The 21,819-nt window shown below is 73.7% G+C and carries 24 protein-coding genes; 14 read left to right on the top strand and 10 right to left on the bottom strand.

Going from position 1 to position 21,819, the window contains the following annotated elements; all coding sequences use genetic code 11:
- Nucleotides 1-95: 95 nt before the first annotated feature.
- Nucleotides 96-839 (top strand): N-acetyltransferase, encoded by a 744-nt coding sequence (locus ABZ452_RS31145; RefSeq protein WP_357950618.1) that lies wholly within the window; start codon nucleotides 96-98, stop codon nucleotides 837-839.
- A gap of 11 nt (nucleotides 840-850) precedes the next feature.
- On the opposite strand, the gene ABZ452_RS31150 is transcribed toward ABZ452_RS31145, so the two are convergent.
- Nucleotides 851-1,156, bottom strand: coding sequence for a DUF1330 domain-containing protein (locus ABZ452_RS31150; protein WP_357950621.1), 306 nt, complete (start codon nucleotides 1,154-1,156; stop codon nucleotides 851-853).
- Nucleotides 1,157-1,217: 61 nt separating this feature from the next.
- The gene (locus ABZ452_RS31155; protein ID WP_357950623.1) at nucleotides 1,218-2,294 is read right to left on the bottom strand and encodes a DUF6081 family protein; all 1,077 of its coding nucleotides are present in this window, start codon (nucleotides 2,292-2,294) and stop codon (nucleotides 1,218-1,220) included.
- Nucleotides 2,295-2,607: 313 nt separating this feature from the next.
- On the opposite strand from ABZ452_RS31155, the gene ABZ452_RS31160 reads away from it, so the two are divergent.
- Both ABZ452_RS31160 and ABZ452_RS31165 read left to right on the top strand, forming a co-directional pair.
- Nucleotides 2,608-3,606 carry a hypothetical protein gene (locus ABZ452_RS31160; RefSeq protein ID WP_357950626.1) on the top strand — a complete coding sequence of 333 codons (999 nt, stop codon included), beginning with the start codon at nucleotides 2,608-2,610 and terminating at the stop codon, nucleotides 3,604-3,606.
- A 46-nt stretch (nucleotides 3,607-3,652) separates the two neighbouring features.
- Complete coding sequence (locus ABZ452_RS31165) at nucleotides 3,653-3,985, top strand: putative quinol monooxygenase (RefSeq protein WP_357950628.1); 333 nt, start codon at nucleotides 3,653-3,655, stop codon at nucleotides 3,983-3,985.
- A 15-nt stretch (nucleotides 3,986-4,000) separates the two neighbouring features.
- Here the strand turns inward: ABZ452_RS31165 and ABZ452_RS31170 are convergent, their stop codons facing one another.
- On the bottom strand, nucleotides 4,001-5,635 hold the full coding sequence (locus tag ABZ452_RS31170) for an MFS transporter (protein WP_357950631.1): 1,635 nt from the start codon (nucleotides 5,633-5,635) through the stop codon (nucleotides 4,001-4,003).
- A gap of 211 nt (nucleotides 5,636-5,846) precedes the next feature.
- On the opposite strand from ABZ452_RS31170, the gene ABZ452_RS31175 reads away from it, so the two are divergent.
- From ABZ452_RS31175 to ABZ452_RS31185, 3 genes are all read left to right on the top strand, one after another.
- Nucleotides 5,847-6,827, top strand: coding sequence for an SRPBCC family protein (locus tag ABZ452_RS31175; protein WP_357950634.1), 981 nt, complete (start codon nucleotides 5,847-5,849; stop codon nucleotides 6,825-6,827).
- A gap of 10 nt (nucleotides 6,828-6,837) precedes the next feature.
- Nucleotides 6,838-8,013, top strand: a complete 1,176-nt coding sequence (locus ABZ452_RS31180; protein WP_357950637.1) for a zinc-dependent alcohol dehydrogenase — start codon at nucleotides 6,838-6,840, stop codon at nucleotides 8,011-8,013.
- 99 nt (nucleotides 8,014-8,112) lie between these two features.
- The gene (locus ABZ452_RS31185) at nucleotides 8,113-8,472 is read left to right on the top strand and encodes a hypothetical protein (RefSeq protein WP_357950639.1); all 360 of its coding nucleotides are present in this window, start codon (nucleotides 8,113-8,115) and stop codon (nucleotides 8,470-8,472) included.
- Nucleotides 8,473-8,521: 49 nt separating this feature from the next.
- On the opposite strand, the gene ABZ452_RS31190 is transcribed toward ABZ452_RS31185, so the two are convergent.
- Nucleotides 8,522-9,361 (bottom strand): S1 family peptidase, encoded by an 840-nt coding sequence (locus tag ABZ452_RS31190; protein WP_357950642.1) that lies wholly within the window; start codon nucleotides 9,359-9,361, stop codon nucleotides 8,522-8,524.
- Between the two features lie 373 nt (nucleotides 9,362-9,734).
- Between ABZ452_RS31190 and ABZ452_RS31195 the strand changes: the two genes are divergently transcribed.
- Nucleotides 9,735-11,153, top strand: coding sequence for an endo-1,4-beta-xylanase (locus tag ABZ452_RS31195; protein ID WP_357950645.1), 1,419 nt, complete (start codon nucleotides 9,735-9,737; stop codon nucleotides 11,151-11,153).
- Nucleotides 11,154-11,215: 62 nt separating this feature from the next.
- Here the strand turns inward: ABZ452_RS31195 and ABZ452_RS31200 are convergent, their stop codons facing one another.
- Both ABZ452_RS31200 and ABZ452_RS31205 read right to left on the bottom strand, forming a co-directional pair.
- The gene (locus ABZ452_RS31200) at nucleotides 11,216-12,790 is read right to left on the bottom strand and encodes a Na+/H+ antiporter (protein WP_357950648.1); all 1,575 of its coding nucleotides are present in this window, start codon (nucleotides 12,788-12,790) and stop codon (nucleotides 11,216-11,218) included.
- A gap of 76 nt (nucleotides 12,791-12,866) precedes the next feature.
- On the bottom strand, nucleotides 12,867-13,487 hold the full coding sequence (locus tag ABZ452_RS31205; RefSeq protein WP_357950650.1) for an L-threonylcarbamoyladenylate synthase: 621 nt from the start codon (nucleotides 13,485-13,487) through the stop codon (nucleotides 12,867-12,869).
- A gap of 117 nt (nucleotides 13,488-13,604) precedes the next feature.
- Between ABZ452_RS31205 and ABZ452_RS31210 the strand changes: the two genes are divergently transcribed.
- The gene (locus ABZ452_RS31210) at nucleotides 13,605-13,925 is read left to right on the top strand and encodes a hypothetical protein (protein WP_357950653.1); all 321 of its coding nucleotides are present in this window, start codon (nucleotides 13,605-13,607) and stop codon (nucleotides 13,923-13,925) included.
- Between the two features lie 184 nt (nucleotides 13,926-14,109).
- A complete protein-coding gene (locus ABZ452_RS31215) occupies nucleotides 14,110-15,219 on the top strand; it encodes a glutamate--cysteine ligase (protein WP_357950655.1) in 1,110 nt (369 codons plus the stop codon).
- A 10-nt stretch (nucleotides 15,220-15,229) separates the two neighbouring features.
- Here the strand turns inward: ABZ452_RS31215 and ABZ452_RS31220 are convergent, their stop codons facing one another.
- From ABZ452_RS31220 to ABZ452_RS31230, 3 genes are read right to left on the bottom strand one after another with little or no spacing between them, the layout of a single operon-like run.
- Nucleotides 15,230-15,514 carry a YegP family protein gene (locus ABZ452_RS31220; protein ID WP_357950658.1) on the bottom strand — a complete coding sequence of 95 codons (285 nt, stop codon included), beginning with the start codon at nucleotides 15,512-15,514 and terminating at the stop codon, nucleotides 15,230-15,232.
- Between the two features lie 42 nt (nucleotides 15,515-15,556).
- Nucleotides 15,557-15,937, bottom strand: coding sequence for a VOC family protein (locus ABZ452_RS31225; RefSeq protein WP_357950661.1), 381 nt, complete (start codon nucleotides 15,935-15,937; stop codon nucleotides 15,557-15,559).
- A 37-nt stretch (nucleotides 15,938-15,974) separates the two neighbouring features.
- Nucleotides 15,975-16,601 carry an SGNH/GDSL hydrolase family protein gene (locus ABZ452_RS31230; RefSeq protein ID WP_357950664.1) on the bottom strand — a complete coding sequence of 209 codons (627 nt, stop codon included), beginning with the start codon at nucleotides 16,599-16,601 and terminating at the stop codon, nucleotides 15,975-15,977.
- A gap of 265 nt (nucleotides 16,602-16,866) precedes the next feature.
- On the opposite strand from ABZ452_RS31230, the gene ABZ452_RS31235 reads away from it, so the two are divergent.
- Genes ABZ452_RS31235 through ABZ452_RS31255 form a run of 5 tightly spaced genes read left to right on the top strand, consistent with a single transcriptional unit; the run spans nucleotide 16,867 to nucleotide 20,659 of the window.
- Nucleotides 16,867-18,009, top strand: a complete 1,143-nt coding sequence (locus ABZ452_RS31235) for an ATP-binding protein (RefSeq protein ID WP_357950667.1) — start codon at nucleotides 16,867-16,869, stop codon at nucleotides 18,007-18,009.
- Nucleotides 18,009-18,458 (top strand): roadblock/LC7 domain-containing protein, encoded by a 450-nt coding sequence (locus tag ABZ452_RS31240; protein WP_357950671.1) that lies wholly within the window; start codon nucleotides 18,009-18,011, stop codon nucleotides 18,456-18,458. Before ABZ452_RS31235 ends, ABZ452_RS31240 begins: the two co-directional genes overlap by 1 nt.
- Before the next feature lie 19 nt (nucleotides 18,459-18,477).
- On the top strand, nucleotides 18,478-18,819 hold the full coding sequence (locus tag ABZ452_RS31245; protein ID WP_357950674.1) for a DUF742 domain-containing protein: 342 nt from the start codon (nucleotides 18,478-18,480) through the stop codon (nucleotides 18,817-18,819).
- Nucleotides 18,797-19,402 (top strand): ATP/GTP-binding protein, encoded by a 606-nt coding sequence (locus ABZ452_RS31250; RefSeq protein ID WP_357950677.1) that lies wholly within the window; start codon nucleotides 18,797-18,799, stop codon nucleotides 19,400-19,402. The genes ABZ452_RS31245 and ABZ452_RS31250 overlap by 23 nt, the downstream gene beginning before the upstream one ends.
- A gap of 18 nt (nucleotides 19,403-19,420) precedes the next feature.
- Entirely contained in the window at nucleotides 19,421-20,659 is a 1,239-nt protein-coding gene (locus tag ABZ452_RS31255) for a styrene monooxygenase/indole monooxygenase family protein (RefSeq protein WP_357950679.1), read from the top strand.
- 91 nt (nucleotides 20,660-20,750) lie between these two features.
- On the opposite strand, the gene ABZ452_RS31260 is transcribed toward ABZ452_RS31255, so the two are convergent.
- Nucleotides 20,751-21,629: an SDR family NAD(P)-dependent oxidoreductase gene (locus ABZ452_RS31260; protein WP_357950682.1), complete on the bottom strand. Its 879-nt coding sequence runs from the start codon at nucleotides 21,627-21,629 to the stop codon at nucleotides 20,751-20,753.
- Nucleotides 21,630-21,819: the final 190 nt, after the last annotated feature.

The raw sequence follows: 21,819 nt of genomic DNA on the forward strand, positions 1-21,819 counted from the left end.
CCCGCATGTCCTCGGCGTCGACCACCTCCACCTGGTGCGTGCCGGAGCGGAAAAGGGCATGCGGTTCGGGCGGCGGCCGCTCTACCGTGCCCGGCGTGACCCTGGACATCGTGAGCCTGGCGGAGCGCCCCGACCTGGCGCCGCTGCTCGACAAGGATTTCGACGGCGCCTGGCCGCAGTTCATGCTCTGGGACCCGATGGGCTCGGTGTACTACAGCGTGGCCGACGACCTCTACCCGGAGTTCGTCTTCGCCGCCGTCGACCCGGCCGATCCGGGCCGCGCCGTCGCCCGGGCGTACGCCGTCCCGCTGCGCTGGACGGAGGACGAGCTGCCCGACGGCGGCTGGGACCGGATGATCCAGCGGGCCGCGATCAACCGGCTCACCGGCGCCACCCCGAACCTGGTCTCCGCCCTGGAGATCTGCGTGCGGCCGGACCGGCGCGGCGCCGGGGTCTCCGGGCTGATGCTCGCGGCGATGCGCGAGGCGGTCGCCCGGCGGGGCTTCGACACCCTCGTCGCGCCGGTGCGCCCGAACGGCAAGGCCGCCCTCCCCGACCTGCCGATGACCGAGTACGCGGCCCGGGTGCGCCCCGACGGCCTGCCGGTCGACCCGTGGCTGCGGGTGCACGTCCGGGCCGGCGGGGTGATCGAGCGGGTGGCGCCCCGGTCGATGGCGGTCACCGGCACCCTCGCCGACTGGCGGCGGTGGACCGGCCTGCCGTTCGACACCAGCGGGCCGGTGCACGTGCCGGGCGCGCTGGCGCCGGTGCTGGTCGACGTGGCGCACGACCACGCCGCGTACGTCGAGCCGAACGTGTGGGTGCGGCACCGGCTGTGAGGGGCAAGCGGTCAGGCCGGCCAGGCGTGACCGATCCCGTCGAGCAGGAGGACGACGCCCTCGGTGGCCGCCTCCCGGTCCCGGGAGATCTCCCGGTATTCCGGCGAGGTGGACCACCGCTCGAAGTCCTCGCGGTTGTCGAAGGACATGAGCACGACCTTCTCGTGGGGCCAGCTCCCCTCCACCACCCGCGGGGACGCGTCGGCGGCGAGCAGCCGGCCGCCGTGCCGGGCCAGGACGGGCAGGAAGGCGGCGACGTACCGGTCGTAGCGCTGCCGGTCGTGGACGGTGATCTGCGCGAGGGCGTAGACGGTCACCGACCCAGGCTACTCACCGGTACGCGCCGCCGGTGTCCCCCGGCCCGGTGGCGGAGGCCGCCTACCGGCCGACCGTGCGGACGGTGAAGTTGCGGAACGAACCGACCGCGCCCTGGCCGAAGGCCCGTTCCGCGGGCGGGATGGAGACGCTGTAGGGCGCGTACCGCGGGTCGCAGACGCCCGGGCCGGTGGCGTCCGGCGGGGTGCAGCCGTACTGGAACGGGAACGCGTCGAGCAGGCTGAACAGGCCGTGCGCCATGGAGAACGACCGGATCTTCCCGGCCAGCGGCTCGCCGGCGCCCAGCGACGGGTACGTGCCGGTGTAGGCGACGCCCTGCCGGTCCAGCGGCACGCCCACCTGCCCGACCCGCGCGACCTCCACGCCGTCCAGCAGGTACGTCACGCTGGCGTGCCCGCCGGCCTCGCGGTAGCGGATCGCGGCCCGGTGCGGCACGCCCGGCGTGATCGGCACCTCCCGGATGATCTGCGTGTACGCCCGGTCCAGGCCGACCTCACCGGCGTCCGGGCAGTCCGGATTGGTGGTGTTGCCGGTGACCGTGCTGGGCAGCCGCTCGATCAGCGGGAACGCGCGGGTGCCGGAGACGAACCAGTCGAACAGCTGCCCGGTGCAGAAGTCGATCATGTTGAGCACGACGGCCGCCTGCTGCCCCTCCAGGACCGCGCCGGCGTAGGGGCGGTCGGCCGAGCCGGCGACGGCGGCGGAGCCGGGCGGCCCGTACCGGCCGTGCACCACGTGCCCGCCGGTCGCGCCCGGGGTGCGCGCCGTGATGTCCACGGAGAACTCGACCGATCCCTGCCGGGGCACCGGGAAGGTGCGGTTGCTGACCGCCATGTACTTGAGATGGTCGTAGACGCTGTAGTCCACACCGGTCTTGAACGGCACGTCGCTGACCGTGAGCACCCCGCCGTCGACGGCGCGGGTCGCCCCGTCCAGCGGGTCGTAGATGTTCGACCACTTCCGCTCGTACTCGGCCAGGTCCGCCGAGTCGTAGTGCACGACCCTCGGCCTCGACCCCGGCGACGCCGCGACGGCCGGCGACGCCACTCCCGGACCCCCCACCACCAGCACGACCGTTGCCGCGCCCAGCAACCGGCGGAACCCGTCCTGTCTGCGCACGTCGTCCTCCCTGCGTTGATGCTCGGGAGCCGCGCCGGCAGTGGCGGCCCCCACCTCGAACCATCGTCCGAGGTGGATGCCGTCGCGACATCCACCGCACGGCGCGGCCGGCCGGCCTGGACGGCGGGCCGCCCTGCCAGGGCGGTGTCGTCCGGACGACGCCAGGATCCGCCACCGTGGACCGTCGGATCGCGAGCCGCCCCGGCCCGGGAGCTGTCAACTACCCGAACCGCCCTGGCCATACCGCCGCTGAGCTGCGGATACTGGACGCAGAGGCCAGCGGTCGCGCTGTGCCGGTTGGGGGGCAGCCACCATGATCGACGAGCAGACCCAACCCGAGAGCACACCGCCACTCCCGCCGCCGCCACCACCCGGCGGCGGGAGCGGCGGGAGCGGCGGGAGCGGCGGGAACGGCGGGTCCACCGTGCCCACCGCGGTGTGGCAGGTCCGGGTGCGCACCAAGCTCGACGACCTGCACCAGCAGCTGAGCGGCCTGGAGGCCGCCGGCACCGCGAGTCCGGACCGGGTCGCCGGGCTGCGCACCCAGCTGTCCGGGGTGGAGTCCGTGCTCGGCCGCAGCGGGGTGGTCGAGTGGCTGCGCGGCGGCCACCTGGAGTACGCCTGGCAGACCATCCACTCGGTGGAACGCGCCATGGTGGGGCTGCGGACGCCGGCGGAGCTGCTCGGCCTGCTGCCGGCGTACCAGGGCGCGGCCGCGCAGTTCCTCAAGGCCGACGAGAAGGTGCTCACCGACTTCGACGCGTCGACCGACGCCGCGGCGCCGGCGCTGTTCCAGGCCAAGGTGCAGGCGCTGCTGCTGCGCTACCACTCGGTGTCGGACGAGTTCCACGAGTCGGTGCGCCGGTTGCGCAACCGGATGCTGGGGCTGTCGGTCTTCGCGCTGGTCGCCGAGGCGCTGATGGTGCTGGTGCAGTGGCGCAGCCGGGACGTGCAGCTGCTCAAGGCGCCGACCGACGCGGCCGGCGTGCCGGCCTGGCGGCTGCTCGTCTTCGTGCTCATCGCCGGGGCGCTCGGGGCGTTCATCAGCGCCCTGCCCTCGATGATCACCTCGCGCTCCGGCGGCCTGCCCTACAAGCTGCCCTTCCAGCAGGGCCTGCTGAAGCTGGCGATCGGCCCGCTCGTCGCGGTCGTCGGGATCATGCTGGTGATCGGCGGCCTGGTGGAGACCACGGTGAACAGCACCGCCGCCCTGCTGGGCGTCGCCATCGTCTTCGGCGCCGGGCAGCAGGCGGTGACCGCGTTCGCCGACCGTCGGGCGTCGGAGCTGCTCACCCCGGTCACGAAGGGCTGACCGGCGACGGCGGCGAGCCGCCCCCGGCCTGGGTAGCCTGAAGCGCATGATCTTCATTACCGCGAAGTTCCGGGTCCGGCCCGAGGACGCCGACCGCTGGCCGCAGATCGCCGCCGACTTCACCGAGGCCACCCGGGCCGAACCCGGCTGCCTCTGGTTCGACTGGTCCCGCAGCCTCGACGACCCGACGGAATACGTGCTGGTCGAGGCGTTCCGCGACGACGACGCGGGCGCCGCGCACGTGCGGTCCGCGCACTTCCGCGAGGCGCAGCGCACCCTCCCGCCGCACCTGGCCGAGACGCCCCGGATCGTCAACACGACCGTGCCGCAGCAGGACTGGTCCCGGCTCGGCGAGATGGCCGTCCCCGACGGCGACTGACACCGGGACGACCCCTCAGCACACCTGCTCGCCGGCCGCCTCCGCCCGGCCGACGGCCGCCGGCAGCAGGTGGCGCACCACGGGCGCGCCGTCGGACAGCTCCCGCGCCCGGTCCTCCGCCTCCCGGTCGGTCTCGGTCAGCCGGCCGCCGTGCTGGCGCAGGTGCTCGTCCCAGGAGGGCACCAGGTAGACCTCGCTGAACTGGTCGGGCGTCTCGCCGGCGCGGAAGAGCCCCCACCGCATCGCCCCGGTGCGCTGCCGCGACCCGCGGACGTGGTCCATCGCGCCGAGGAACTCCGCCTCCCGCTCGGGCGGGACCGTGTAGGTGACCGTCACCAGCACCGGCCCGACCCGGGGATCCGGTTGGAGCGCGAGCGCCAGGGGCGGTCGGTAGGCGGTCGGGTCCCGGGTCAGACCGCGCAGGTCGGGCAGCGGCCAGATCTGCGACGTCACCGCACCGATCAGCATGAGGGCGGCCGCCACCGCGAAGGCGGCGACCAGCCCGGCGAGGTCGGCCACCACGCCCCAGAGCAGCGCCCCGACGGCCTGTCCGCCGCCCTGGACCACCTGGTAGACGGCCAGGCCGCGGGCGCGTACCCAGCCGGGGAGGAAGAGCTGGACCTCGGCATTGACGTTGGAGAGCACGGTCACCCAGGCCAGCCCGGCCGGCAGCAGGGCGACCAGCACCACCGGGACGCTCCGGACCGTCCCCACCAGGATCAGCGTCACCCCGTACACCGCCCCGGCCAGCAGCAGGAACTGGTTGGGCTTCATCGCGGTGCGGGTCCACGACAGCAGCAGCCCACCGAGGATGGCGCCCACCCCCAGGGCGGCCAGCAGCAGGCCGTACCCGCCGGAACCCAGGCCCAGCCGGCGGCTCGCCACCAGCGGCAGCAGCGCCCACAGGGCGCTGGCGGGGATGATGAACACCAGCGCCCGGCGCAAGAGCCGGCGCACCGTCGGCGAGTGCCGCACGTAGCGGCCGCCGGCGCGCAGCGCGGCGGTGAAGCGCTCGGGCACCTCGACGGCCCGGGCGCTGCCGGAACGCCACCGGAACAGCGCCAGCGCGAAGATCAGGTAGGCCACCGCGTTGAGTCCGAAGACCGGGGCCACGCCCACCCGGGCGATCAGCACGCCGGCGGCGGCCGGCCCGACGGCACGGGCCGCGTTGACGCTGATCGCCCCGAGCGCGGAGGCCGCCCGGAGCTGCTCGCGGGGCACCAGCTCGGGGATGATCGAGGCCCAGGCCGGCAGGGTCAGCGCCTGCCCGACGCCGAAGGCGAAGGTGAGGGTGAGCAGCAGCGCCGGCGGCATGTGCCCCGCCGCCGTGAGCAGCGTCAGCGCCACGGCCACCGCCACCAGGAACAGCTGTACGGAGATCAGCAGGTGCCGGCGGTCGAAGGTGTCCGCGAGCGCACCCGACGGCAGCGCGAGCAGCAGCATCGGCAGCAGGCTGGCGGTCTGCACCAGGGCGACCAGCGTGGAGGCGTTGGCCTGGTGCACCAGCAGCCACTGCGCGCCGACCGTCTGCATCCAGGTGCCGATGTTCGCCGCGAGCAGGGCGAACCACAGGTTGCGGTAGACCGCGGTGCGCAGCGGCGACCAGGCCGAGAACGACTGCTCGGCGGTGGCGTCCGTGGTGGCGGTCACCGTCCCATGCCTCTCCCCCGTGTCGCCGCCCCGCGCGAGTCCGCGCTCCTCTGCCGCCGCCGGGTTCCCGGTGACGGCGGTTCCACACGCCGGCCGACCGTCCGGGTGTGGGGCCGGGATAAGCGGGAAAGGCACGCCGGCCTGTCGGTGCCCGCCCTCCCACTCCACGGGAGCGGTCACCGACACCTTCTCGAACACGGGGTGACGACGTATGACACGAGAGACGACCATGGGGGTCCGCTCGGTGACCGACAATCTCGGGATCCAGCGGGCGACCAAGGACCAGCGGTCGGAGGGACTGGCCCGCTTCCTGGGCTGGTTCAGCCTCGGCCTCGGCGTGACCGCGCTCGCGGCGGGGTCACGGGTGGCCCGGGCAGCCGGCGTGGACGACTCGCGCACGGCCCGGACGGTGTTGCGGGCCGCCGGGGTCCGGGAGATCGGCCACGCGGGGGTGCTCCTGGTGCCGCGGCGGGCGGGGCTGGGGACCTGGACCCGGGTGGCGGGCGACGTGCTGGACCTGGCCGCCACCGGCCGGGCGTACCGCAACCGGTGTGGCGACCGGCGCCGGCGGGCCGGTCTCACCCTCGCCGTCCTGGGTGGGATCACCGCCGTCGACCTCTACGCCTCGGTGCGCGCCATCCGTAACCGGCGGATCAGCCCGGAGGGCTTCGCGCACGGTTCCGTGACGGTCAACCGCACGCGCGAGGAGGCGTACCGCTTCTGGCACGACTTCGAGAACCTGCCGCGATTCATGTACCACCTCCAGTCGGTGACCAGCACCGGCCCGCGACGCTCCCGCTGGTCGGCGAAGGCGCCGGGCGGCCGGACCGTCGAGTGGGAGGCGGAGATCGTCGACGAGCGCCCCGACGAGTTCATCCGGTGGCGCTCCGTCGACGGCTCCCGGGTGCCCAACTCCGGCATCGTCCGGTTCACCCCGGCCGCGGGCGGCAACGGCACCGAGGTGCGGGTGGAGCTGGAGTACGCGGTGCCCGGCCGCCGGGTGGGCACGCTGGTCGCGAAGGCGTTCGGCGAGAGCCCGCAGCAGCAGATCTGCGACGACCTGCGGCGGTTCAAGCAGGTCATCGAGACCGGCGAGCTGACCCGGTCGGACGGGACGCCCGACGGCACGAGCGTCCAGAACCAGGCGAAGCAGCGGCCGGCGCGCCCGCTGGCGAGCTACCGGATCGCGTGAGGGAGGCACCGTGAAGGCCAACTGCTGGATGGCGCCGAACCGGGTGGCCGTCGAGGAGGTACCGGATCCGAAGATCCTCAACCCGCGTGACGCGGTCGTCAAGGTCACCTCGGCCGCGATCTGCGGATCCGACCTGCACCTGCTCGACGGATTCATCCCGGCCATGAAGCGCGGCGACGTGCTGGGCCACGAGTTCATGGGCGAGATCGTCGAACTGGGCTCCGGGGCGCGGGACGGGCTGCGCGTCGGCGACCGGGTGGTCGTCGGCTTCCCCATCGCCTGCGGGGACTGCGCCTCGTGCCAACGCGGCCTCTACTCGGTCTGCGAGAACTCCAACCCGAACGCGGCGATCGCCGAGACCGCCATGGGCCACGCCCCCGCCGGCATCTTCGGCTACTCGCACCTCATGGGCGGGTACGCGGGCGGGCAGGCCGAGTACGTCCGGGTGCCGTACGCCGACGTCGGGGCGCTCAAGATCGAGGACGGCCTGCCGGACGAGCAGGTGCTGTTCCTGTCCGACGTGCTGCCCACCGGTTACATGGCCGCCGAGATGGGCGACGTCAAGCCCGGGGACGTGGTGGCGGTCTGGGGCGCGGGACCGGTCGGCCAGTTCGCCGCGGTGAGCGCCTTCCTGCTCGGCGCCGAACAGGTGGTCGTCATCGACCGGTTCCCGTACCGGCTGCGGATCGCGCGGGACAAGGCCGGCGCGGAGACGATCAACTACGAGGAGACCGACGTCCTGGACACGCTGCGCGAGATGACCGCCGGCCGCGGGCCGGACGTCTGCATCGACGCCGTCGGCATGGAGGGGCACCACGCCTCGGCGGCGTTGCACGCGTACGACCGGGCGAAGCAGGCGGTGAAGGCGGAGACCGACCGGCCGCACGCGCTGCGCGAGGCGATCCTGGCCTGCCGCAACGGCGGCACCGTCTCGGCGATCGGGGCGTACGGCGGGTTCATCGACAAGTTCCCGATGGGTTCGTTCATGAACCGGTCGCTGACTCTGCGCTCCGGGCAGGCCCACGTGCAGCGCTACATGCGCCCCCTGCTGGAGCGCATCTACAAGGGTGAGATCGACCCGAGTTTCATCATCACCCACACCATGCGGCTCGACGACACGCCGCACGGCTACGACATCTTCAAGAACAAGCAGGACGACTGCCTGAAGGTGGTGCTCAAGTCCTGAAAATTTCTGCCGATCATCGCGCTCAATATTGAAGCTTGTTTGCGTCAGCGGTTACCCTCCGAAGAAGTGATCCACTATCCACCTTGGAGGGGTCGGACCATGCGCAAGCTCATGTCGGCGGTCGGTGCGGGGGCGTTGCTGACGGCGGGACTGGTCGTCGGCGCCGCACCGGCGCAGGCGGCGGCCTGCACCCTGGTGCAGTCCGAGATCTACAACGGGGCCAACATCATCGCCTGGGCCCGTGGCCTGGAGGGCTGCTCCGGCGACGTCTACTGGGAGATCCAGTCCGGCGACGGCGGCGGCTGGCAGGTCACCGAGAGCGGCACGACGCACTACGACAACCAGGTCGGCAGCTACTACGGCGACGTCGAGCTGCCGTGTTACCTGCGGCTGTACGCCAAGTTCGGCACGCAGGAGAAGCTCACCCAGCCGGCGCGCAACAACAACTGCGCGGGCTGACCGGCCGGGCCGGGCGGGGGACGCTCCCGGCATCCCCCGCCCGGCGCGCTCAGGGAATGGTCAGGCCGTACGCGGCGAGGACCTCCGTGATCGGCTGGTAGTAGCTGGTGCCCCCGGAGGAGCAGTTGCCGCTGCCGCCGGAGAGGATCCCGATCACCGTGCCGGTCGACGCCACGTAGAGCGGGCCGCCGCTGTCGCCGGGCTCCGCGCAGATGTTGGTGCGGATCAGCCCGGACACGGCGCCCTCGGCGTAGTTGACGGTCTGGTTCAGGCCGGTGACCGAGCCGCACCGCACGCCGGTGGTGGCGCCGCTGCGGCAGACCGCCTGGCCGACGTACGCATTGCCGGCGCCGTTGATGGTGACCTGGCCGGGATAGGTGTACACCGCGCTGGGGTGGGCGATCGTGCCGGTGTAGCGGACCACCCCGTAGTCGTTGCCGGGGAAGCTGGTGCCGGTCCGGCTGCCGAGCACGGTGGTGCGGGCGCTGTCGGCGTACCAGGTGCCGGCCAGGTTGGTGCAGTGCCCCGCGGTGACGAGGTACCAGGTGCTGCCGCTGCGGACGTTCACGCCGAGCGAGCAGCGGCCTCCCCCGCCGTAGATCGCCTGGCCGCCGGCGATCAGGGTGCGCAGCCGGCCGGGTTCGTGCCGGAGCACCGCGCCGGCCCGGGCGGCGGTGCGCCGCAGCGCGGCGAGCTCGGCGCCGGCGACGGTGTCGTCGACGGTGAGCGTCAGCCGGCCGCCGGCCGGGTCGATCCCCCACGCGGTGCCGGCGGTACGCACCGCGGCGAGCCCGGTGGGCGTGGTGTCCGGGGCGGCGCCGGCCCGGGCGGCGGTCGGGCTGCCGGCGAGCAGCGCGGCCAGGGCGAGGACGGCGAGCGATCGGCGCATACGGGATACCTCCATCGTCAGCGATCGATGCATGTCCAGCATCCGCCGCGACCAGCGCCGGTTCAACCCTCCGGTCCGGGCCGCCGCTCCCGCCGGGGGCCGCCGGGCTCCGGAAATTTCGGGCCGTCGGGCGGCACCCGCGCCCGCATGCCGCCACGCGCCACCGACCATTACCCCGCCCATCGAAGGCGTTAAGTTTTCGGAAGGGTTCCGGTAGTCTCGCTCCAGAGATTCGCTTCGATCAACTCACGGTGGCGGGGAGAGCCCTCCCCACCCCGCGCGGCCTCCGGGCGGCCGCGCACCGAGCCGAGCACCGTGGCGGGCAGTGGTCGGAGCGGCTGTTCACACCGATACGGCTAGGAGAGGCTTTCAGATGGACAAGGTGCTCGCCCGCGGCAGTGGGAGCATGAGCGCGGCAGCCCGGTCGCGCCCCCGGACCGCGGTGGTGTCGATGTTGGCCGGCGTCGCGATGATCGCCACGACGGTGGCGGTGGCGACCAGCGCCAGCGCCGGTACGACCCTCGGGGCGTCGGCCGCCGAGAAGGGCCGCTACTTCGGCACCGCGGTGGCCGCGAACAAGCTGTCGGACGCCACGTACGTCGGCATCCTGAACCGCGAGTTCAACATGGTCACCCCCGAGAACGAGATGAAGTGGGACGCCACCGAGCCGTCCCAGGGCCAGTTCAACTACACCAACGCCGACCGGATCGTCAGCCACGCGCAGGCCAACGGCATGCGGGTCCGCGGCCACGCGCTGGCCTGGCACTCGCAGCAGCCGGGCTGGGCGCAGAACCTGTCCGGCAGCGCCCTGCGGCAGGCGATGGTCAACCACATCACCCAGGTCGCCACCCACTACAAGGGCAAGATCTACGCCTGGGACGTGGTGAACGAGGCGTTCGCCGACGGCGGTGGCGGCCGCCGCGACTCCAACCTCCAGCGCACCGGCAACGACTGGATCGAGGTGGCCTTCCGCACCGCCCGCGCCGCCGACCCGGCCGCCAAGCTCTGCTACAACGACTACAACACCGACAACTGGACCTGGGAAAAGACGCAGGCCGTGTACAACATGGTCAAGGACTTCAAGGCACGTGGCGTGCCGATCGACTGCGTCGGCCTCCAGTCGCACTTCAACAGCGGCTCGCCGTACCCGGGCAACTACCGCACCACCCTGCAGAACTTCGCCGCCCTCGGCGTGGACGTGCAGATCACCGAGCTCGACATCGAGGGCTCCGGCAGCACCCAGGCCACCACCTACGGCAACGTCGTCAAGGACTGCCTGGCCGTGTCCCGCTGCACCGGCATCACCGTGTGGGGCATCCGGGACAGCGACTCCTGGCGGGCCAGCGGCACCCCGCTGCTCTTCGACGGCAACGGCAACAAGAAGCCGGCGTACACGGCGGTGCTCGACGCGCTGAACGGGGGCGGCAGCACCCCGCCGCCCACCACCCCGACGAGCACGCCGCCCACCAGCAACCCGCCGACCACGCCGCCGCCGTCGGGCAACGGCTGCACCGCATCGTTCACCACCAACCAGTGGCAGGGCGGCTTCGTCACCACCGTCCGGGTCACCGCCGGCGCCTCCCCGCTCAACGGGTGGGCCGTCGGGCTGACGCTGCCGGCCGGCGCGAGCCTGGTCAACACCTGGAACGCCCAGCCGAGCGGCACCAGCGGCGCGCTGACCTTCCGCAACGTCGCCTACAACGGCCAGGTCGGCGCGGGCGGCAGCACCGAATTCGGTTTCCAGGGCACGGGCACCGCCCCCTCCGGCGCCCCCACCTGCACCGCGGGCTGACCGACCCCGGGCCCGGCGCGGGTGCGGCCGCGCCGGGCCACCGCCGCCCCGGTGGCCGGTGGTCAGTCCTCCGGCTCCGGACCGAGCAGCCGGATCTCCTCGATGTCGATGGCCGCCTGGAGCTGCCGCAGCACCGCGTCGTCGATCTGGTTGCTGTTGCGCAACCGGGTGACCTCCTGCCGCTTGCGGTCCAGCACGCCGAGGCGCAGGCGCCGGGTCATCTCGCGCTCCTCGTCGACCTGGTCGCTGCGTGGGGACCGGACGTCGTCCAGGTGGTCCTGGTAGTCGGCGCGGAGCCGGTCCACGGTGTCCGAGTCGGCGCCCAGTTCGGCGGCGACCTCAGGGAGCGCGTCCAGGGCGGCCTCGGTGGCCCGGATCCGGGCCCAGCGCACCTCGTCCTCCCGCTCCCGATCTCCCATGAGGCCGGCCCAGCTGACCACGGCCGGCAGGGTGGTGCCCTGCACCAGCATGATCAGCACGATCACCACCACGGTGACGAAAATGATCAGGTCGCGTTCGTGCACCGGAGATCCGTCGTGCGCGGTGACCGGCACGGCCAGCGCGGCGGCGAGCGAGACCGCGCCCCGGAACCCGGCCCAGCCCGCGGCGGTGCGGACCCGGACGTCGAAGCGGCGGGCGCGGCGGGACTCCCGGCGGTCCAGGCCCTGCAACCCGCCCACCGACAGCTGCACCCAGATCATGCGGGTGGCGGCCACGACCAGGACGATCAGCACCGCGATGCCGAACGACTCCAGCGGCGAGTGACTGGTGATGCTGCGCAGCGACCGGGGCACCTGCATGCCCAGCAGCACGAAGAGGCTGCCGTTGATCATGAAGGTGGAGAGGTCCCAGAACGCGTACGCGGTGATCCGGGAGCGGGCCCGGATCACCCGGGGCCCCGCGTAGGAGAGCACCAGGCCGGCGACCACGACCCCGAGCACCCCGCTGGCGTGCACCGCGTCGGCGAGCAGGAAGGCGACGAAGGGAGTGAGGATGCTGAGCCCGCCCTCGCGCATCGGGTCGTCGACGTGCTTGCGGATCAGGACGACCACGGCACCCACGAGCAGGCCCGCGAGGACCCCGCCGAGCGCCTTGCCGACGAACTGGCCGCTCAGCTCGAACGCGTTGGGCACCGCCCCACCGGCGATCACCCCGACGGCCACGGCGAAGAGGACCAGCGCCGTGCCGTCGTTGACGAGGCTCTCCGCGCGCAGCGTGGTGAGGATGCCGCGCGGCATCCGCTTGGCCAGGCCGGCCACGGCGGCGGCGTCGGTGGGCGCCAGCACCGCGCCGAGCACCCAGGCGGCGGCCGGCTCGACGCCGAGCGCCTGCGCGGTGTACGCCACGGCGACCATCGTGAGGATCACCAGCGCGACGGCGAGCAGGGAGATCACCAGGAGGTTGGCCCGGATCTCGCGGAGGCTGATGACCAGGCTCTCCCGGTAGAGGATCGCCGGGAGGAAGAGCAGCAGCACCACCTCGGGTTCGAGGATCACGTTGTCGAACATCGGCAGCAGGCCGAGCCCCGCGCCCATGGCGATGAGCAGCACGGGCGGGGCCACGCTGTACCGGCCGCCGATGGTGGTGCCGACGAGCACGGTGGCGCCGAGCACCGTGATCAGCACCAGTGCGCTCACGCCGTACCCCCGTCACCGTCCGCCGGACCCCACGGTGCCGCACGGCCGGACCGCGGCGGGGTGGAACGGCCGATCGCTACTCGAAGCGGGACGGGTCGCCGGCGCCGCGGCGCAGGATCTCCGGCTCCGGCCCGGACAGGTCGACCACGGTGGTCGGCTCCAGGCCGCAGTCCCCCGCGTCGACCACGGCGTCGACCAGGTGGTCGAGCCGTTCCTTGATCTCCCAGCCCTGGGTCAACGGCTCCTCCTCGCCGGGGAGGAGCAGGGTGCTGGAGAGCAGCGGCTCGCCGAGTTCGGCCAGCAGCGCCTGGGTCACCGTGTGCTTCGGTACGCGGACCCCGACGGCCCGCCGCCGCGGGTCCTGCAGGCGCCGGGGCACCTCGGGGGTGGCCGGCAGGATGAACGTGTAACTGCCCGGGATGGCGGCCTTGACCTGCCGGAAGACCGCGTTGCTGAGCTTGACGAACTGGCCGAGCTGGGCGAAGTCGCGGCACACCAGCGTGAAGGGGTGCCGCTCGTCGAGCCGGCGGATCTCCCGGATCCGCTCGACCCCGGCGCGGTTGCCGAGTTGACAGCCGAGGGCGTAGCAGGAGTCCGTCGGGTACGCGATCAGGCCGTCGCCGCGCAGCAGGTCCACGACCTGCCGGAGCACCCGGGGCTGCGGATTGTCGGGGTGCAGGTCGTAATACCTCGCCACGCCGGTCAGCCTATGCCTGTCCACCGGGTGGGTGCGAACGAAGAAGATCGCGTGACCAGGTTTGCCGTGCGGGCGTTCTGGAAACAGAGGGGCGGCTCAACGAGGGGGGACCTGATCATGTCCGAAGCCAGTACAGACCGCGCCGATCGTCCGGCCGAGGTGACCGACCCGCTGCTGTGGGGCCTGTCCGCGGCGGTCGCCGATGCGCACCAGCCCGACGACGACCGGGTCTGCGCCAGCCCGAGCTGCGTCGGCGCGGCCTGGCCGTGCGCCGCCTGGGAGCGCGCGCAGGAGGGGCTGCGCGCCGCCCGGATGCCGCGCCCCGTGCCACCTGCCGCCGGCACGACCGCCGAGCCGGGCCAGGGCCCCTCGACCGGGTGGTCCGGCGGCGGGATGCGGGCCGTCCACGCGGAGCCGCTCGCCGTCACCGCCGCCTGACCGCGCCGCCGCGGCGGGCCGGCGGCGTGATCAGGTCAAACGGCCACCTGCTGTCGGGGACGGACCGTACCGTGAGGTGAGGTGACAGGCGCACCCTCGGGTGCGTCCGTGGCCGACCTGCCCCGCGCGGCATGCCGGCACGCGTCCGCCGCGCCGTGTGCCCGCCGCAACCGGAGGTGAGCCTGTGGCGCCCGTCCCGGCGGTTCGCACGCTTGGTGTGGAGGAGGAGTACCTCCTCCTGGATCCGGTCACCGGGCAGAGCCTGCCGGTGGCCGACCGGGTGCTCGCCGCGCTCTCCGGCCCGAGCCGGGAGCAGAGCCGGCAGGAGTTCCGGCACAGCATGGTCGAGATGGTGACGCCGATCTGCACGGACCTGGCCGAGCTGCGGGACCACCTGGTGATGCTCCGCCGGGCCGCGGCCGAGGCGGCCGCGGCGGCGGGGGCACGGCTGGTGGCGGTCGCGGCGACGCCGGTGTGCGAACCGCACCGCTCGGTGCCGGACAAGGACCGCTACCGCGCCATGTCGCACCGGTTCGGGCCGGTGGCGCACGACCCGGCGGTCTGCGGCTGTCACGTCCACGTCGGGGTGCCGGACCGGGAACTGGCCGTGCAGGTCTGCAACCACCTGCGGCCCTGGCTGCCGGTGGTGCAGGCGCTCACCGCCAACTCTCCCCTGTACGACGGGCGGGACACCGGGCACGCGAGCTGGCGCGCGGTCCAGTTCGACCGCTGGCCGAGCGTCGGGCCGACGCCGCACTTCGAGTCCGCCGCCGACTACGACCGGACGGTGCGGGAGCTCGTCGACGCCGGCATCATGCTGGACCCCCAGATGGTCTACTGGTACGCCCGACCGTCCGTCGCCTACCCCACGGTGGAGGTCCGGGTGGGGGACGTCTGCCCGACCGTGGACGACACCGTGCTTGTCGCGGCCCTGCTGCGGGCCCTGGTCGCCACGACGGCCGAGGACGTGCGGGCCGGCCGGCCCGCGCCGCGGATCCGGGACTGCCTGGTGGCCGCCGCGCACTGGCGCGCCGCCCACGACGGCGTGGACGGAGACCTGGTCGACCTGCGGGCGGGCGGTTCGCGACCGGCCTGGGAGCTGATCGACGACCTGGTCGCCACCGTGACGCCCGCGCTGACCGCGTACGGGGACCTGGATGTGGTGACGCACCAGCTCGACCGGCTGCGCCGCGACGGCAACGGGGCGACCCGGCAGCGGCGGATCCTCACCGACACCGACGGGGACGTCCGGGCGGTCCTGGACGAGTTGGCCGCCCGGACCCTCGACGCCTGAGCGCCGGCGGTCAGACGGGCGGGATGCCGGACCGCCCGATCCGGGCCAGGTCGGGTTCCCCGTCGACCGTCCGGCTGGGCGGCGCCCCGCCCGGCCCGGTCGGCGCGACCGGCTCGGCCGGCTCGGCCCGCTCCTCGATCTCGGCGCTGCCGATCTCGCGCATCATGTCCGCGACGACCGCGAGGGCGGCGGCCTTGTCGGGATACTGCCGCCCGGTGGCGATGACCTGCCCGTCGTCGCCGAGCAGGGTGAACCCGTAGGTGCCGGTGTCGGCCGCGGCGATGAGGAACTTCATCCCCGGCGCTTACCCGGCGGGCGGGCGGCGACACCCGGCGGGTCAGTCCCAGCGGGTGGCCGTCGCGGCGAACAGCTCGGGGTCGCTGGCCACCGGGATCACGCAGAGCAGGTGGCCGCCCGGCGCGCGCAGCACGTGGCAGTCGAGCCAGCGGGCGACCGGGGTGGCGCCGAGGCCGACCAGCCGTGCCACCTCGGCGGCCACGTCGTCGGTCTCGATGTCGAGGTGGTGGCGGGGCGCGTCGTCCACCGACTGCACGGCGGTGACCAGCCCGGGCACCACGTCGACCAGGTTGGTGAACTGGGGTTCGGCCGGGTCGGTGCGGGTCGGCGCGCCGAGCGCCGCGGACCAGAACCCGGTCGCCGACGCGGCGGCGTCGCGGGGCGCGTCGAGGATCAGGGCGTAGAGCCGGGAGCGGTGCATCCGCCGAGCTTAGCCACGACGGGCGTCGATGGCAGGGTCAGGCCGAGGGGCTGACCGCGCGCAGCCAGGCCTGGGCGATCAGGGCGTGGCCGAACGGGGTGGGGTGCACCCCGTCGCGGGTCCACACCCGGCCGTCCACGCCGGCGGCCTGGAACAGCTCGTCGACCGCCACCCGGGTCGCCCCGAACTCGGCGGCCAGTTCGCGGACCACCGCGACCTTCGGGTCGAGGTCCTCCCGCCAGGCGTGCTGCGCGTCGTCCAGCGGAACGACGAAGGGCTCGACGAGGACCAGCCGGGCGCCCAGCGGCCGGGTGGCCTCGAGCACGTGCCGGTAGTCCCGGGCGAAGTCGGCGGCGCTGGTCGGGTCGTCGCGGGTGTAACGCCGCCAGGTGTCGTTGATGCCGATCAGCACCGACACCACCTGCGGGGCGAGGGCCAGGCAGTCGGGCTCCCAGCGGGCGCGCAGGTCACGTACGCGGTCGCCGCTGATCCCGCGGTTGAGGAACGTGGCCCCGTGGCGGGGATGGCGGGCCGTGAACCAGGCGGACGCCATCATGGCGTACCCGGTGCCGAGGTCGTCGCCGCAGGACCGGTCCCGGCCGGCGTCGGTGATGCTGTCGCCGATGAAGAGCACCCGGCCGCCGCGCGGCACCTCCACCGTCATCCGCCCGTCCCCCTCCGCGCCTCGGATTTTCCATGATCATGCCGTACGCCGGTCGCGGCCCGAGCGCCGGCCGACCCGCCGGGAAAAATCCGCCGTCCGGCTGTTGCGTTTCGCGGCCCGGGACCGATCACACATCCGTGGGAGCGCGGCGAACGGTGTGTGACAACCTCCCCAAGTTGGCCTGCAACGTTGCAATCGGCGCACAACCGGTGGTTGACTGCTGCACCATGCCAGAGCCGAAGATCACGGACAGGCCGGTTTTTTCGTGAGAAGCACGGACATCACGCGGCGGACCACCTGGCGGCAGCGCGCGGCCCGTTGGCTGGATCCCACCGTCGCCCGCTGGGACGTCGCGCCGCCGGAGACGCCCGAACCGCCGCCGCGGGAGGAACCCGGGCCCAGCCCGTGGCCCGCCATCTGCGACCAGTTCGCCCTGCGGATCCTGGCCGCGGCGTACCAGATGGGCAGTCACCTGGAGGCCGTGGAGGCCGACGAGCAGGACCCGGAACGCCTGGAGCGGCTCTACCGCATCGACCACGCGAACACCCGGATCCGGCGGCACGCGGAGAACCTCCAGGTGCTGCTGGGCCGCCGGGTCGAGGACGCCGACCCGCAGACCGTCCCCCTGGTCGACGTCGTCCGGGCCGCCGCCTCCGCGGTCGAGCACTACCCGCGCATCCGGGTGGGCCACGTCGTCGAGCTGGCGGTGGTCGAGTTCGCGGCCGACGACGTGATCCGCGTGCTCACCGAACTGCTCGACAACGCCACCCGGTTCTCCCCGCCCACCGCGGCCGTGACCGTGTCGGCGTTCGTCACCGAGGACGGCGGCGTCCTGCTGCGGGTCGAGGACGCCGGGGTGGGCCTGCACCCCGACCACCTCACCCAGCTCAACGCGCTGCTCAGCGGCCAGCCGGCCACCCCCGTCACCCTCGACCCCGCGGCCCACCTCGGGCTCGCCGTGGTGGCCCACCTGGCCGTCGCCCACCAGCTGCGGGTCGCCCTCACCACCCGGCCCTCCGGTGGGACCACCGCGACCGTCGCCGTCCCCGCCGGGCTGCTGTGCGAGATCCCCGCCCCGGAACCGGCCGGGACCGCGCCGCCGCCGGCCTGGCCACCCGCCCGGCCCGGAACCGACCCCTGGAGTACGCCGATGGCCGCACCCCGCGACGGCGCGGACGGGCCGACCGTCCGGCTCACCACCATCGACGGGCCGGCCGGCGACCCGCCGCCCACCACCGGGCTGCCCCGACGGGTGCCCGAGAGCGTCCGGGACCAGACCCCGGCGCCCCGACCCCCGGCCGACCCCGGCGCGGGCTCCCCACCCGAGGCGTGGCCGGACGAGACGGCCGCCTTCGCGGCCGGCGTCAGCGACGCCCACACCCCCACCGACGTTGAAGGACGGCAGTGATGACCCACGCGTACCCGGGAAGCGGCACGAGCAACGGGCTGCCCGACTGCGCCTGGCTGATCCGGCAGTTCGTCGAGGACGTGCCCGGGGTCAACCACGCGATGCTGGTGTCGCTGGACGGCCTCCAGCTGGCCGCCTCGCGCGGCGTCGGCCGCGACCTGGGCGACCAGCTCGCCGCGCTGACCGCCGGCCTGCTCAGCATGGCCGACCGCAGCGCCGCCCTGCTGGAGCTGGGCTCCGCCGAGTACCTGACCGTCCGGCTGCCCCGCGGGCACCTGCTGTTCATGCGGGTGGGCGAGTCCGCGGGCCTGGCGGTGGCCGCCGCGCCCGGCTGCGACCTGCGGGTCGTGTCGTACCGGATGACGCAGTTCGTGAAGGCCGTGTGGCATGCCCTCACGCCGGCCGTGCGGCACGAGCTGCACCGGATGACGGCCGCCCAGGCCCGCTGACCGGCCGGAGGACGAGATCATGCCGATGAGGTACTGGAAGGTCCGGCCGTACGTGCTGACCGCCGGCCGCACCCGCACCCGGCAACCGCTGCTGGTGCACACCCTGGTGTCGGTGCCCTACTACGACGCCGTGTTCGCCGCCGGGCTGCTGCCCGAGGCCCGCTCCCTGTACGAGAACGCCCGCCGGGCGGCGCGTTCGGTGGCCGAACTCTCCGCGGTGTGCGGGATCTCGCTGGGGGTCACCCGGGTCGTCGTCGACGACCTGGCCGCCACCGACCGGCTGCTGGTCCACAGCGACCACGACAACGTCGACTTCCGCCTCCTGGAGAGACTGCGCGATGGCCTCCGCAAACTTGCCTGACAGCCCGCTGCTGACCTCGGCGAAGATCGTCATCGCCGGCGGCTTCGGGGTCGGCAAGACGACCTGCGTCGCGGCGATCTCGGAGATCCCGCCGGTCAACACCGAGGCGTGGATGACGGCGGCCAGCGAGACCGTCGACCGGCTCGACCCCGGCATCGACAAGACGACCACGACCGTGGCCATGGACTTCGGCCGGCTCACCATCGGCCCCGACCTGGTGCTCTACCTGTTCGGCACGCCGGGCCAGCCCCGGTTCTGGCCCATGTGGGACGACCTGTGCCGGGGCGCCGTCGGCGCGCTGGTGCTCGCCGACACCCGCGACCTGGCGGCCTCGTTCCCGGCGGTCAACTACTTCGAACAGGACAGCGACGTGCCCTTCGTGGTCTGCGTGAACCTGTTCGACGGGGTGCTGCAGCACCCGCTCGACGACGTCCGCGCCGCGCTCGCGCTGCCGGCCCACGTACCCCTGACCGCCTGTGATGCCCGCGACCCGTCGTCGGTGGCGCGGGCGCTGCTCACGGTCGTCGAACACGCCATGTCCCGCACCCCCCGGCCCGCCGCGGGCGCGCTCGCGGCGCGGTAGCTCAACCCTGGAGGAACCATGCGCAGAATCCTGATCGTCGGGGCCGGACAGTCCGGGCTCCAGCTCGCCCTGAGCCTGCAGGCCGAGGGGTACGACGTCACGGTGATGTCGGCCCGCACGCCCGACGAGATCCGCCGGGGCTGGGTGATGAGCACCCAGGCCATGTTCGGCCCCGCGCTCGCCACCGAACGCCGGTACGGCCTCGACCGGTGGCAGGACCGGGCGCCCCGGATCGAAGGGCTGCACGTCTCGCTGTCCGCGCCGCCCGGCGAGCGGGCGCTGCGCATCGCGTGCCCGCTCGACGAGCCGGCGCAGAGCACCGACCAGCGGATCAAGATGGCCGACTGGCTGGAACTGTTCGAGCAGCGCGGCGGGACGGTGCTCTACCAGACGGTGACGACCGGCGACCTGGACGGCCTGGCCCGGCTCGGCCGCTACGACCTGACCGTGGTGGCCGCCGGCAAGGGCGACCTGGTCGGCGTCTTCGACCGCGACCCGGCCCGCTCGGTGTACGACGCGCCGCAGCGCGGCCTGGCCGTGGCGTACGTGCACGGGATGACCCCGGACCCGCTGCTGCCCGTGCCGCATGTCAGCTTCAACGCGGTGCCCGGGCTGGGCGAGCTGTTCGTCATCCCCGCCCTGACCCACTCCGGTCCCTGCGAGATCCTGTTCTGGGAGGCGGTGCCCGGTGGGCCCCTGGACCTGTGGACCGAGCGGCGCGACCCGGCGGAGCACCTGAAGCTCACCCTCGACCTGGTTCGCCGCTACACGCCGTGGATCTACGAGCGGTGCGCCGAGGTGGAGCTGACCGATGGGCGGGCCACCCTGTCCGGGCGCTACACCCCGACGGTGCGCCACGCCGTGGCGGAACTGCCCTCGGGCGGGCTGGTGCTGGGCATGGCCGACGTGGTGGTGGCCAACGACCCGATCACCGGCCAGGGCAGCAACACGGCCGCCAAGTGCGCGTACGCGTACCTCGGCGCGATCCTGGAGCACGGCGACCGGCCCTTCGACCGGGACTGGATGACGCGGACGTTCGAGCGTTTCTGGGCCGGGACCGGGGAGGCCGTCACGGGCTGGACGAACGCCATGCTGCAACCGTTGCCGCCGCACGTGCAGCAGATCCTCGGAGCGGCCGCCGGTAACCCGGTGGTGGCCCGCCGGTTCGCCAACGGGTTCGGCGACCCGAACGACTTCCGCGACTGGTTCCTGACCCCGGAGGCGGCCGAGCGCTACCTGGGCTCGGTCGCCGGATGACCGGTCGCCGGCCGGGAGCCGCCGCCCTCGGGTTGGCTCCCGGCCCGGCGCCGGCCGCCTCTGCCTCGCGGGACGGGCGTCGAGGGGCCGGTCAGGCGGTCACGTGCGCGCTGTCGCCGGCCGTGGCGGCGAACGAGGTCCCGCTGACCATCCGGGCGCCGTCCGACGCTAGGAACACCACCAGCGGCGCGACGTCCTCCGGCTGCACCCACGGCACGCCCAGCGGGGTCTTCGCCCGCAGCGCCTCGACCGCGCTCCGCTCGTCGGCGGCCGGGTCCCCGGACGGCGTCTTCCCGCCCTCGACGATGGCCTGCGCGTAGCGGTCCTGGTGGCGGGTCAGGGCGGTGTCGACCAGGCCGGGGATGACCGCGTTCACCGTGATCCCGTGCGCCCCCAGTTCCAGCGCCGCCGACTTGACCAGCCCGATGAGCCCCCACTTCGACGCCGAGTAGGCCGCACCGTTCGTCGTGCCGTGGTGCCCCTGCGTGGAGGAGGTCACCACGATCCGGCCGCCGCCACGGCGGACCAGCAACGGGGCGAAGACCCGCAGCACGTTCGCGGTGCCGGTCAGGTTGACGTCGATCTGGTCGTGCCAGTCCGGGTCGGCCATCTCCAGCAGGGGCTTGAACGCCTGGATGCCGGCATTGGCGAGCAGCACGTCGACACCGCCGTGCTCGCGCTCGACCGCCGCGGCCACCGCGCGTACCGCCCCGATGTCCCGCTGGTCGGCGACGTGCGCGGACCAGCGCGCGCCCGCCGCGGTGACCCGCGTGCCGGTCTCGGCCAGGTCGTCCGGGGTGGCCGGCGGGAAGTCGAGGATCGGGCTCACCGGACCGGCGACGTCCATCCCGGCCACGTCCGCGCCGGCCTCGGCGAGCGCCACGGCGGTGGCCCGGCCGATCCCGCGCGCCGCACCGGTGACCACGGCGACCCGCCCGGACAACGGTCGCGCCGACGGCCCTGCGGACATCCGACCCACCCCCGTTCCGCCGGCACCCACTCCGCTACTCGCACCGTAGACCGGTCCCGCCCCGCCCCGCCCGCGGATCGACACCGTGAGCGCCAGCCGGCCGCGCGAGCGGGGCACCCGGCGAGATCGACGCCAGCTCGGCGAGGTGGCGGCTTCCGCGGGCCCGGACACCGCCACCTCCCGTGAGCCG

The organism is Micromonospora sp. NPDC005707 (assembly GCF_040631005.1).
Lineage (GTDB): Bacteria > Actinomycetota > Actinomycetes > Mycobacteriales > Micromonosporaceae > Micromonospora.

Coding starts and splice junctions, on each gene's coding strand:
- ABZ452_RS31160 (WP_357950626.1), top strand. CDS start 2,608: ATGATCGACGAGCAGACCCAACCCGAGAGCACACCGCCACTCCCGCCG.
- ABZ452_RS31165 (WP_357950628.1), top strand. CDS start 3,653: ATGATCTTCATTACCGCGAAGTTCCGGGTCCGGCCCGAGGACGCCGAC.
- ABZ452_RS31175 (WP_357950634.1), top strand. CDS start 5,847: ATGACACGAGAGACGACCATGGGGGTCCGCTCGGTGACCGACAATCTC.
- ABZ452_RS31185 (WP_357950639.1), top strand. CDS start 8,113: ATGCGCAAGCTCATGTCGGCGGTCGGTGCGGGGGCGTTGCTGACGGCG.
- ABZ452_RS31190 (WP_357950642.1), bottom strand. CDS start 9,361: ATGCGCCGATCGCTCGCCGTCCTCGCCCTGGCCGCGCTGCTCGCCGGC.
- ABZ452_RS31195 (WP_357950645.1), top strand. CDS start 9,735: ATGGACAAGGTGCTCGCCCGCGGCAGTGGGAGCATGAGCGCGGCAGCC.
- ABZ452_RS31210 (WP_357950653.1), top strand. CDS start 13,605: ATGTCCGAAGCCAGTACAGACCGCGCCGATCGTCCGGCCGAGGTGACC.
- ABZ452_RS31220 (WP_357950658.1), bottom strand. CDS start 15,514: ATGAAGTTCCTCATCGCCGCGGCCGACACCGGCACCTACGGGTTCACC.
- ABZ452_RS31225 (WP_357950661.1), bottom strand. CDS start 15,937: ATGCACCGCTCCCGGCTCTACGCCCTGATCCTCGACGCGCCCCGCGAC.
- ABZ452_RS31230 (WP_357950664.1), bottom strand. CDS start 16,601: ATGACGGTGGAGGTGCCGCGCGGCGGCCGGGTGCTCTTCATCGGCGAC.
- ABZ452_RS31240 (WP_357950671.1), top strand. CDS start 18,009: ATGACCCACGCGTACCCGGGAAGCGGCACGAGCAACGGGCTGCCCGAC.
- ABZ452_RS31245 (WP_357950674.1), top strand. CDS start 18,478: ATGCCGATGAGGTACTGGAAGGTCCGGCCGTACGTGCTGACCGCCGGC.
- ABZ452_RS31250 (WP_357950677.1), top strand. CDS start 18,797: ATGGCCTCCGCAAACTTGCCTGACAGCCCGCTGCTGACCTCGGCGAAG.
- ABZ452_RS31255 (WP_357950679.1), top strand. CDS start 19,421: ATGCGCAGAATCCTGATCGTCGGGGCCGGACAGTCCGGGCTCCAGCTC.
- ABZ452_RS31260 (WP_357950682.1), bottom strand. CDS start 21,629: ATGTCCGCAGGGCCGTCGGCGCGACCGTTGTCCGGGCGGGTCGCCGTG.